This is a genomic window from Paenibacillus agaridevorans (assembly GCF_003112455.1).
Classification (GTDB): domain Bacteria; phylum Bacillota; class Bacilli; order Paenibacillales; family Paenibacillaceae; genus Pristimantibacillus; species Pristimantibacillus agaridevorans.
Genome location: NZ_BDQX01000171.1, coordinates 533,503 through 543,582 on the forward strand (window position 1 = coordinate 533,503; position 10,080 = coordinate 543,582).

Here is a 10,080-nt window from a genome sequence, read left to right on the forward strand (position 1 = left end):
AACCTCTACAAAGGAGTCGTCACAACATATGGGACAATTGGAAATGCTGCAATGGGTGCTGTTCCCTGTAATACTGATCTCGCTAGTGCTGTCCGTCGTGTTCAGTTACAAGTCGAGACGTTCCTCTGATGGGAGGAAACGCGGCATCAATGCCGCACGAATGAACATCAGCATGGGCATCATGATGATGTTCATCTCCTTCATTCAGCTGTTCATGTCAAATGAATCGACGCTTAAGGTCGTCATCGGCGCCATCTTCCTGGTGGTCGGCCTGTTCAACCTCTTCGCCGGACTGCGCAATTTAAGCGCCTACCGGGCGACGGAGCGGGGATAATCCCCGCTCTTTTTTTTGAATTAATACGGATCGATCATCTGCGCGGTAAGCATCGCCTTCGCCGCAAGCCCCTTCGCGTCCAGCACCTCGATCTCCAGCTTGGAGAACTTCCTCGACAGCTCCATCGCCTTGGGCTTGATCGTCACCTCGCTGTCGATCTGCACCGGCCTTACATAATAGGAGGTCATGCTTTCCAGCAGGAAATCCCGCTTGCCCGTCTCCCGAATCATTTGCCTCGCGGCTTGCATCATAAGCGTCGAGACGAGTCCTTCCGAAGCCATCCCGAGCGCGCCTGACATCTGCGGGGTAATGGCGCCGCGATAGCTGATGCTAGCTTCCTCCGTGCCATTCGACTCCGATTGAATGAAGCCGGACCACATCAAATCCTCGAAGGTCTCGCCGGATTCCGGCTGCTTGCCCGCGAACCGCATCGCGTCCAGCACCTCGCGCCGCGTCACGACGCCGAGAAGCTTGCGGTTGCGATCGACGATAGGCAATAGATCGATCCCCTCCGCCGCCATCGTATGGGCTGCGGACGTCACTGTAATATTCGGCGCCGCCGTAATGGGATGCCGAGTCATCACGCGGTCAACGGCCGCATCATCGGCTGAGCCCATCGCATCCATCGCCGTAATCATGCCGATAACTCTGCCTCTGTCGTCTAAAACCGGGAAGCGGAAGTTGCCTGTCTCGCGCGACAAACGGTGAAAATCCGACAGATTGCTGCCGGATTTGATAACATCGGCCGGTTTGCTGAACGTCACGATGTCTTCGAGAAGCATGATTTTGCGCTTGATGAGCCGGTCGAACATCGCCCTGTTAATCATGGACGCGACGGTGAACGTGTCATGTCTCGACGACAAAACGGGAAGCCCCTGCTCGTCCGCTAACCGAACGATCTCCGCGCTTGGCTCGAATCCGCCGGTAATCAGTACGCCGGCTCCCTGCTCCAAGGCGCAGCGATGCGCGCTGACGCGATTGCCGACGATCAGCAGGCTGCCGCTATCGATATAGCTCATCATCGCTTCCAGCTCCATTGCGCCGATCACAAACTTGTGAAGCGACTTGTCCAGTCCGTCTCCTCCGCCGAATAAACGGGCCTCGACGATCTCCGCCACTTCTCCGAAAGTCAGCTGATCCAGCGCTTCGCGCCGCTTGCGATCGATGCGGACGGTACCAATTCGTTCCTTCGTGCTGACAAGTCCGGAAGACTCCGCCTCCTTGAACGCCTTATAAACGGTGCCTTCGCTGACACCAAGATGTTTGGCGACGGCCCGCACCGATATTTTGGTGCCTACCTTAAGTCCTTGGATATGCTGCATAATCTGCTCGTGCTTCGTGCTCGTCACATTGCTTGGGGTGGAAGCCATCCATCGATCACTCCTCGTCTGCTACCATTATAGGAGATTGCAATGGAAATATCGACTACCAGTCGAATTGCAGCTTTGTCACCTTGAGAATGGCGTCGATAGGCTCATCGTCGGTCCCGTGCAATGTCCACTTGCGCAACAAAGCCTGGATCGAGATCGCATTAATGCCAGACTTGGCTCCGCTCCGCACGCAATCATGCCAATCGTATGTAATGGGAACGCGGTAACGCTGCTTATGAATGGGATAATTCTCGTATTCTATCACTTGAGAAGGAATTTCCTTGTATACGCTGGAGAACAAGAAGGTCCCGCTCTCGCTATAGGGTCTCTGAATCGGCTCCGTCTTCAAGTTTAGAGTATATTCCAACGTCTGTGTATGGGCGTTAACCCCGCAGCTGAATGAACCATGGGCAACGGCCGTCTTGTTATGCCGATGCGACAACCTGTAAGTGAACAAAACCTTGAAAGCCACATTGCAATAATTTGCTCTCACCTTGCGATAAAACTCGAACTCTTCTACCATCATTGCTGACTCACCCGGCTTCACCCATTTTCGCCACCAGTCTATCACTTTTGGTATTTTTATGATAATTATAATAAATCATCCACTTAAAAGTCAATGACTATAGACGGTATTTAAATCAAATACTATAGAACGTTGATCGAAAACCTGCCAAAACCCTATCGTTAGGCTGAGGTGACACGGATGAGCGACATTGGGCGCCAGATTGGCGAAAACATTCGGCTCGTGCGCAAATCCAAGGGATTAAGCCAGGAGCAGCTGGCTTTGCGCGCCGAGATCAACGCATCTTATATGGGACAAGTCGAACGGGGCGAAAAAAATCCGACCATCGATGTACTGGGCAAAATTGCTGCCGCGCTGCAGACGCCGTTGGAGCAGCTCGTGCAGGTTGGAAACTCAAACCGCATCGACGGCGGCGAAGCCGAAAGCTATTCAGACAAAATCATCAGTCAGATGACAGGACTGAGTGTCAAAGAGCAAGAAGTCGTCTATCGCTTCGTCAAGCAGCTCGTCCAGTTCCGGGAGATGGAGTAGCGAACGCCGCACCGGCGTCATTGGCTATGCCACGTTGCCGGAAACGAACGAACTTAGGTGAAATCCGTAAAAACAGCTGCATCCAAGGCATGCGATCCACGACAATCAAGGTGAAACGGCTGTCGCTGTCATTTGGCGGCGCAGTGCGTTTTATTCCGAGAATTATAGGTCAAGTATGGAGAAAACTTATACTTTCTTATAATTTCAAAAAGCGCCGGTCCGTCAAAAACGGAGCGGCGCTTTCCATTTCAAGAAGGAAATGCAATTTGTCGGTAGTCAATGCAAGCTGTCCGTAACGAAATAAACACACATCCCCACAAGCGCGCTCGCGCTTTCGAAAGTCGAGGAATCCGCAAATCAATTGTGCAATTATACACATTCCCCGGTCCAAAAGTGACTGAATCATACAATTTTGTTCAAATATACACAATTTTTGTCTGAATCAGACCCATTCCGTATTCACATGAATATCATTTGAGTACAATTGTACAATTTAATTTATTTTAGAAAGCCGGACAATGAAATTTGTACATATTCGCATAATTTCCTAAGCCGACAGCCGAGCCAACAGTTTCATCTAAGGGCTGGGACTGCCAGCCCCTCCTCATCGAACCGTACGTGCGGTTTTCCCGCATACGGCTTTCCGACGTTCTTCACCTTGCGCAGTACGTACTCGGCCAGATTGTGACGATAGGTTTGCTCGTTACGGCCCCTTGCTGCCGTGTGGGTGAGGGTCTCCCTAGTTCCGAGCATAACTGTCTCCACATGCCGATCCCTAACTACCTGCGGGTTCTTCCGTGCTGCTCCAAGTTCTTTGTACGTTCCATGACCTTCGCCCTTCCGCTCAGGGCCCGGCTCCCTCTTGTCCCTTGCGGGTTCCTTTTGACGATGCGGCAGGATTTACTCGGATGTTACGGCCTGCGGGCTTGCTTCGTATGGTCTTTTCCATGCTTTTCGTAGGGCTTCAACCCATGGATTTCTCCATGACCTGCCTACTAGCTACGGGGCAGCTTGGCCTTTACCCCGGCTGAACTTTCATCAGCTAGTTATACCCAGCTTGGCTAGGCGCACAACGGAAATGAGGGCCCTTATATGGATCTTTTGGCGTGATTTTAAAATCTAACGGAACACTGCGACGTTGTTCGTGAGAAATCCAGGCAAACCGTGGACTTTTGCCTATCATAAGGGCTGTCAGTTCCATTAGATTTGCGAAGTGCTGCTTTTTGCCGAAATAACGCCTTTCAGTTCCGTTACACTTGCTCCCGTTCATTTCTTACCGGACATTTGCCCGCAATTTCTCCTTTGCACATTTAATAGACCGCCTCATACATGACCTTATTGGCATCACCATAGCGCAAATTGGCTCCATTACGCCCCAACAGTGCCTTTTCCTGTCCGGTAGATTTGTTTAAGGTTAAAATCGGCCAAATAGCGTCGCTGGTGTCAGTTAGATTTTCCAGTCTTTTGTTCACAATCTTGGAGTTGTATCATTTCCTATACTACGAGAAGGACCTCATCCCCACTTTACAGTGGAATTCGAGGTCCTTTCACGTATAAATTGGGACGTACTCCTATCATGCGAACACTTTTGGGAAAGCCCCGTCTATTTTCGGCTGCGCTATTGGATTCGCATTAACGAGCCTTCTTCCCGACTTTGGCTACGCTATCGCACTGCACTTTGCAGCCTTCTTCCCCGCTTGTAAGCCGCGTCAATGGCCGCGTATTTTGCGCGCCTTCTTCTCGACCTGGCGATTCACGAAGTTTATGGCGGCCTGCTCTCTGCGCAGCACCTTGGCTCGCTTGACGTGGGACAGCGCCTCCCGCTTCTCCTCCGTCAGCAGCAGCATATTCGCGTTAGCCGCGATAATGACGATCGCGAACGCCAGCCACATGAACCAGAATACGCCGCCTGCCCCTCCCCATTCCGCAGAATCGACTGCCGCGAAAGCATAAAACAGCATACCTGCCGCAATGAGAATATACATGAAATGCTTCAGCTTCCCTTTGCCCTTTTTCTTCACCTTGCCCATTCCCCCTCGCATGAAAGTTCTTCAAGCCATAGGTTCGTCTAACAACACCCCAGCGCTTCCATCCTTCACGTACTTGTCCGCGTTTCCTTGCAGTAAGCAGTATATGCCGGCATCTCGTTCCTTATGACTGGGGCAATCACACACAAGACGCACGGTTCATATGATGAATTAGTTCGTGCATTCACCCATAGGCCCACGCCTCTAATCGCAATTGCTCCTGGTTTGGAAGGAGAATCGAAATGATTAAAACGAAAGTTGCCATACAGGTGACGAGCTCCGGCACGCTTCCGGAGGATACGATCATGTTAGGCGATGCCTATGTGAAGCTATGGAAAATACCGGTCGGGCAGCATGTGCCGCTGAAATTCGGCGCGTTCCGCCAATCGCTCAAAATCATCCCGTCCGCGAAAACGGACGGAATACGTATCAGTCCAGCGCTTGCCGAACGAATGGGACTTCCCCCTGCCGGACGAACGCAGCTCAGGTTCAACTACCGCTCCGGCACGATCTCCATCGGACCTCTGATCGGCGTGCTTATCAGCCGCGACTTCCCAAGTACGCAGGATAAGCCGTTCGGCACGATAACCATGTTCTGCCGAGAGCTCGTCGAAGCGTGCAAGGCGCAAGGCGCCCACGTCTACTTCTTCACGCCAGGCGCGCTGTCCGGCGGCTCGGCAAGCTCTGTCGAGGGCTGGACGTATGCCGGGGGCTGGAGACAGACCCGCATGCCGGCACCGGATATCGTGAACAACAGGCTTACCTCAAGGAAGCTGGAGAACGCCACCAACGTGCAGCATTTTCTAAGCGAGGCGAAACGGCTGTACGGAACCGCGGTATTCAATGAAAAGTTTCTCGACAAACCCGAGGTGTTCGACGCGCTCCAGAAGGATGCCGATCTTCACCGCTACTTGCCGGAATCCTATCTGCTGCGCAATTACGCCACCTTCAAAAAAATGTGCGAGCGGTACAGCCACGTCTTCCTGAAGCCTGCCCGCGGCAGCCTGGGAAAGGGCATTATCCGCGTCTCCCATCTGGAAGGCGAGAGCTACCAAGCCCTCCATGCGATGAGCGCCGGCTCCAAGCGGGCGGTCTATCCCTCCTTGCCTAAGCTGTATGCCTCCATCTCCGCCAAGATGAAGACAGCCCGCTACCAGATTCAACAAGGCCTGCAATTGATCGAGTTTCAGAAGCGCCCCGTCGACTTCCGCGCGCTCGTCCAAAAAAACGCCGCCGGCAAGTGGATCATTACCTCCATCGTCGCCCGTACGGCAGGAAACCAGCAATTCGTCTCCAATCTTGCGCGCGGCGGCTCGCTCAGCACCGTCAGCGCGGCCGTGACCAAAAGCAACCTGAGCACCAGCGTCAGCCGGCTGGAATCCGCCAAGCGGCTCCGACTCGCGGCTCTGCATATCGCGCAAGGAATCGACACCCATATTCCCGCCCATTTCGGAGAGCTGGGTATCGACCTGGCGCTGGACACCAGCGGCAAAGTATGGCTGTTGGAAGTCAATTCCAAGCCGTCCAAAAACGACAACACCCCGCTAAACGAAGGCAAGATTCGGCCTTCCGTCCGAATGATGATTCAATATGCCCGGCATCTGTCGGGATTCTAGACAAAGGAGGTAGCAGCCATGCCGCACAGCAAGATCGTATTGGGCATTATGGCAGCCTCGCTCAAAGGGGCGCGGCCGGATTCGCCTGGCACCTTGCTCCCTCCGGAGCCCCGGCTTAGCCGCAGCTTAAGCGTCGCCTCGCAAACGCTCGACATCGACGTATACGTATTCTCTCCCGAAGGCTTCGATCCCGCCTCGGGATCGCTCTTCGGCTGCCGGTATGCAGACGGAGCCTGGAAACCGGAACTCGTCCCGCTGCCTGATGTCGTCTATGACCGAAGCTTCCCCAAAACGGCGGAGAGCCGGAGACGCTGCTCGGCCGTACTCAGCGCCATGAGCGAGCGGAAACACCATGAACGCTTGAACGGCTCGCTACCCTCGAAGCTGCGCGTTTACGAAAGTCTTCGCGATAACTCCGCGATCGCTCCTTATTTGCCGGCAACGGCACCTTATCGATCGATCGCCCAGCTCGAACGTCTTCTGCCGGATCTTCCGCGCGGCGTCGTGCTGAAGCCAGCCGCAGGCATGCAGGGCAGAGGTTTCCTGCATATCGAAGCCCCGCCGCTAAAGCCGGATGCGCTGATCGTGCGGGGCAGGACACGGAACAACATGCCGTTCAAGGAAAGCTTCAAGGACTTCCAGAAGCTCGGCGCCTGGCTCCAATCCTTTATGGGAAGCTCGCCTTTCCTGCTCCAGCCCTATCTCCCGCTCCGAACGTTCGACGATCGTCCTTACGATATTCGAGTTTTGCTGCAGAAGGATGCCTCCGGAGAATGGCAAGTATCCGGTTCCGCAGCCAGACTGGGCCGTCGCGACTCCATGACCTCCAACCTGCACGGAGGCGGCATCGCGGTTACGGCAGCCGATACGCTTGGAGCCAACTTCACGCCTTCCAAAGCGGAGCATCTGCTTCGCAAAATCCATGCCTTGAGCGGGCAAGTCGCGCTCCGGCTGGAAGAGAGCTTCGGCCGGTTTGGAGAGCTTGCCTTCGACTTCGGCCTCGAGCCGAGCGGCAAGCTTTGGCTGCTGGAGACGAACGCCAAGCCGGGCAGAGAAGCCTTCCGGCAAGCCGGCGACAAGCAAGCCGCCAGGCTTGCAGTGACCAGACTGCTGCAGTATGCGCGTTACTTGACAAGCCGCAACGCCCCTGCCTTGACGACAGCCGGCGGATCCGCCAAGGACCGCCTTTCCCGCCCGCAATCGAAATCTCGGCCATGAGGCAATGGTCTTGAAAAGTTCAGGAGGTTCATCCATGAGTTTGACAACTTGCAACGTCCACTTCTCTCAAGCATCCGATAAGATCGTTTACGTCTCCAGACCGCTCATGGGGCAGCTCAAGCTGTCCGGCAAGAAGTCGATTCTTCTCCGGCTGGGAGGCGAGACGATCGCCGCCGCGATCAAGCCGCTGAAGCGAGCCGGCAACCACTTGTATCTATCCGCAGGGGTACGTCAATCGATCCGGATTCCGAAGCCCGGCAATGTCTTCGTGCAAGCAAACGGCGACAACGAAATCCAGCTGGGGCCGCTGGTCGGCATTCTGACGGATATGATCCACTCTTCGGAGGGTTATCCATTCGGCACCCGCTCCGGCTTCATCAAACAGGTTATTCGCTCCGGCGACCGCAAGGCATTCATGTTCGGCTTTACGCCCGGCGACATCAACTGGCAGCAGGAGACGGTCAACGGCTACTTCCTGAACCCCCAGGGGGGCTGGTACCGCCGCATCGTGCCGCTGCCCGACGTCATCTATAACCGGCTGCCCAATCGCAAGGCGGAGACTTCCGCTTATATCAGCGCTGTCCGGGAGCGGTTCGTAAAGCGCCAGATTCCGATTTTTAACTGGAGCTTTCTTAATAAAGCCGATGTCTACAAGCTGCTCGACAACGATCCCGAGGCGCTTGCCCATCTGCCGGAGTCCGTCCCTAATCCCTCTTCCGCCAAGATAAAGGAGCTGCTCGACAAACATAAATTTCTGTATTACAAACCGACCGGCGGCAGTCTGGGCATCGGCATCTACAGATTGACGTACCATCCGCGCAGAGGCTACTTCGTCCGTTATCGCCGCGGCAGCGAGAATGTGCTTGTCCGCTACAGCAGCTTCCAGACGATGATGCGGATGCTGCAGGCGCGGCTCGGCAGCCGAATGAGCAGCTATGTCGCCCAGCAGGGCATTCGGCTCATCGAGCTGGACCGCTGCCCGATCGACTTCCGCTTCCATATGCACAAGAACGGGAGCAACCGCTGGATCGCGGCAGGCATAGGCGCCAAGAAGGCGGGCCGGGGCAGCGTCACGACCCACGTGAAGAACGGCGGCTCGCTCATGACGCCGAGCCAAGCGCTGGGACGGACGTTTGGCGACAATGCCGACATTATTCTCGACAAGGCCAGACGGGTCGCCGTCAAGCTGTCCGAAGCGATCGAACGCAACTATCCGCATCGGCTGGGAGAGCTGGGACTCGATATCGGCATCGACAAGTCGGGAGAGGTATGGATGTTCGAGGCAAACGCAAAGCCGGGACGCTCCATCTTTAAACTGCCCGCGCTGCGCTCCGAAGGGAAAGCCTCTGTTTCCTACATCGTTGACCACTGTCTATACTTGAGCCGCTTCCAGGGGGGAACAGGCCAATGAATATGCTGCCGCAAGAGGAGAATGAGCACAAGGCCGCCGTACTGGGCAGGCCCGTGCCGGTGCTCGCGATCCTGACCGTCGACGAGCCGGGCGGCGGCTTTCGGGGCAACCGGAGCAACTTTGCCGATCTCATTCGTACCGGTCAAGCGATGGGATTTGTTGTGTATGTTTTAACGGTCAATGAGCTTCTGCTCCATCGCAATAAACTGAGAGGATTCGTATTTCACAAGGAGATCGGGCAGTGGCAGAAGGCGCTGCTCCCGTTTCCCGACATTATCTATAACCGGATTCCGCAGCGCGAGGACGAGATGCAGCCTGCCGTCCGGCAGAAAATTCTGGACTGCCGCCGACATTCGCGGGTGACGCTGTTTAACCCTTCCTTCTTTAACAAATGGCAATTGTTCGAATGGCTTCGCAAATCCAGCCGAACAAGACCCTTCATCCCGACGACCAGACGCCTCGTTCAAGTCGGCGGACTGGGCAGACTGCTGCGCAAGCACGGCTATCTCTATCTGAAGCCCGAGAGCGGCAAGGCAGGCAAAGGCATTATGACCGTCCGGGTCCATCATGAGAAACCGTTGCCGTACCGGCTCAAAATACAGGAAAACAAACGGAGCACCACCTATAACTGCTCCACGTTAGGAAAGCTGTGGACCCGCATCCAGAAACAAAGCGGCGGCGAGGCCTACATCGCCCAGCAAGGCATTGCGCTCGCTTCCTTTAAGGACCGCCGCTTCGATCTGCGCGCGCTCGTGCAGAAGAACCGGCTTGGCGTATGGGAGATGACAGGAATTGGCGCACGGCTTGCTGGAGTCTCCAGTATTACGACCCATGTCCCCCGCGGTGGTCAAATCGAGGATCCGGAGAAGCTGCTGACCTATTCATTCGATGCAGAGCGGGCTCATATGCTTTTACAGAAGGTAAGGCGCACGACGGTACTGATCGCTCGTCAGATCGAGCGGGCTTCGGGTCTGCGGCTCGGGGAGATGTCCATGGATCTGGGAGTGGACGGCGACGGCCACCTCTGGTTTTTCGAGGCGAATTCCA

At 55.1% G+C, this 10,080-nt stretch carries 9 protein-coding genes; 6 read left to right on the forward strand and 3 right to left on the reverse strand.

The features are described 5' to 3' along the window. A partial coding sequence (locus PAT3040_RS17260) for a YtpI family protein (RefSeq protein ID WP_307719169.1) occupies positions 1-334 on the forward strand: 334 nt, incomplete at its 5' end. Between the two features lie 20 nt (positions 335-354). Here PAT3040_RS17260 and PAT3040_RS17265 read toward each other — a convergent pair. Both PAT3040_RS17265 and PAT3040_RS17270 read right to left on the reverse strand, forming a co-directional pair. Then, complete coding sequence (locus tag PAT3040_RS17265; protein WP_108993688.1) at positions 355-1,704, reverse strand: DRTGG domain-containing protein; 1,350 nt, start codon at positions 1,702-1,704, stop codon at positions 355-357. Between the two features lie 55 nt (positions 1,705-1,759). Beyond that, on the reverse strand, positions 1,760-2,230 hold the full coding sequence (locus tag PAT3040_RS17270; RefSeq protein WP_087566629.1) for a hypothetical protein: 471 nt from the start codon (positions 2,228-2,230) through the stop codon (positions 1,760-1,762). 180 nt (positions 2,231-2,410) lie between these two features. Here PAT3040_RS17270 and PAT3040_RS17275 point away from each other — a divergent pair, with 180 nt between their 5' ends. Next, positions 2,411-2,761 (forward strand): helix-turn-helix domain-containing protein, encoded by a 351-nt coding sequence (locus PAT3040_RS17275; protein WP_087566630.1) that lies wholly within the window; start codon positions 2,411-2,413, stop codon positions 2,759-2,761. 1,709 nt (positions 2,762-4,470) lie between these two features. Here PAT3040_RS17275 and PAT3040_RS17285 read toward each other — a convergent pair. Beyond that, complete coding sequence (locus PAT3040_RS17285) at positions 4,471-4,782, reverse strand: hypothetical protein (protein WP_146200444.1); 312 nt, start codon at positions 4,780-4,782, stop codon at positions 4,471-4,473. 248 nt (positions 4,783-5,030) lie between these two features. Between PAT3040_RS17285 and PAT3040_RS17290 the strand changes: the two genes are divergently transcribed. From PAT3040_RS17290 to PAT3040_RS17305, 4 genes are all read left to right on the forward strand, one after another. After that, positions 5,031-6,404 carry a YheC/YheD family endospore coat-associated protein gene (locus tag PAT3040_RS17290; RefSeq protein ID WP_108993691.1) on the forward strand — a complete coding sequence of 458 codons (1,374 nt, stop codon included), beginning with the start codon at positions 5,031-5,033 and terminating at the stop codon, positions 6,402-6,404. A gap of 18 nt (positions 6,405-6,422) precedes the next feature. Beyond that, positions 6,423-7,622: a YheC/YheD family endospore coat-associated protein gene (locus PAT3040_RS17295; protein WP_108993692.1), complete on the forward strand. Its 1,200-nt coding sequence runs from the start codon at positions 6,423-6,425 to the stop codon at positions 7,620-7,622. A gap of 34 nt (positions 7,623-7,656) precedes the next feature. Beyond that, the gene (locus tag PAT3040_RS17300; protein WP_108993693.1) at positions 7,657-9,033 is read left to right on the forward strand and encodes a YheC/YheD family endospore coat-associated protein; all 1,377 of its coding nucleotides are present in this window, start codon (positions 7,657-7,659) and stop codon (positions 9,031-9,033) included. Then, positions 9,030-10,080: YheC/YheD family endospore coat-associated protein (locus PAT3040_RS17305; protein WP_258235013.1), on the forward strand; the 1,051-nt coding region annotated here is incomplete at its 3' end. The genes PAT3040_RS17300 and PAT3040_RS17305, both read left to right, overlap by 4 nt.

Coding starts and splice junctions, on each gene's coding strand:
- PAT3040_RS17300 (WP_108993693.1), top strand. CDS start 7,657: ATGAGTTTGACAACTTGCAACGTCCACTTCTCTCAAGCATCCGATAAG.
- PAT3040_RS17270 (WP_087566629.1), bottom strand. CDS start 2,230: ATGATGGTAGAAGAGTTCGAGTTTTATCGCAAGGTGAGAGCAAATTAT.
- PAT3040_RS17265 (WP_108993688.1), bottom strand. CDS start 1,704: ATGGCTTCCACCCCAAGCAATGTGACGAGCACGAAGCACGAGCAGATT.
- PAT3040_RS17295 (WP_108993692.1), top strand. CDS start 6,423: ATGCCGCACAGCAAGATCGTATTGGGCATTATGGCAGCCTCGCTCAAA.
- PAT3040_RS17290 (WP_108993691.1), top strand. CDS start 5,031: ATGATTAAAACGAAAGTTGCCATACAGGTGACGAGCTCCGGCACGCTT.
- PAT3040_RS17275 (WP_087566630.1), top strand. CDS start 2,411: ATGAGCGACATTGGGCGCCAGATTGGCGAAAACATTCGGCTCGTGCGC.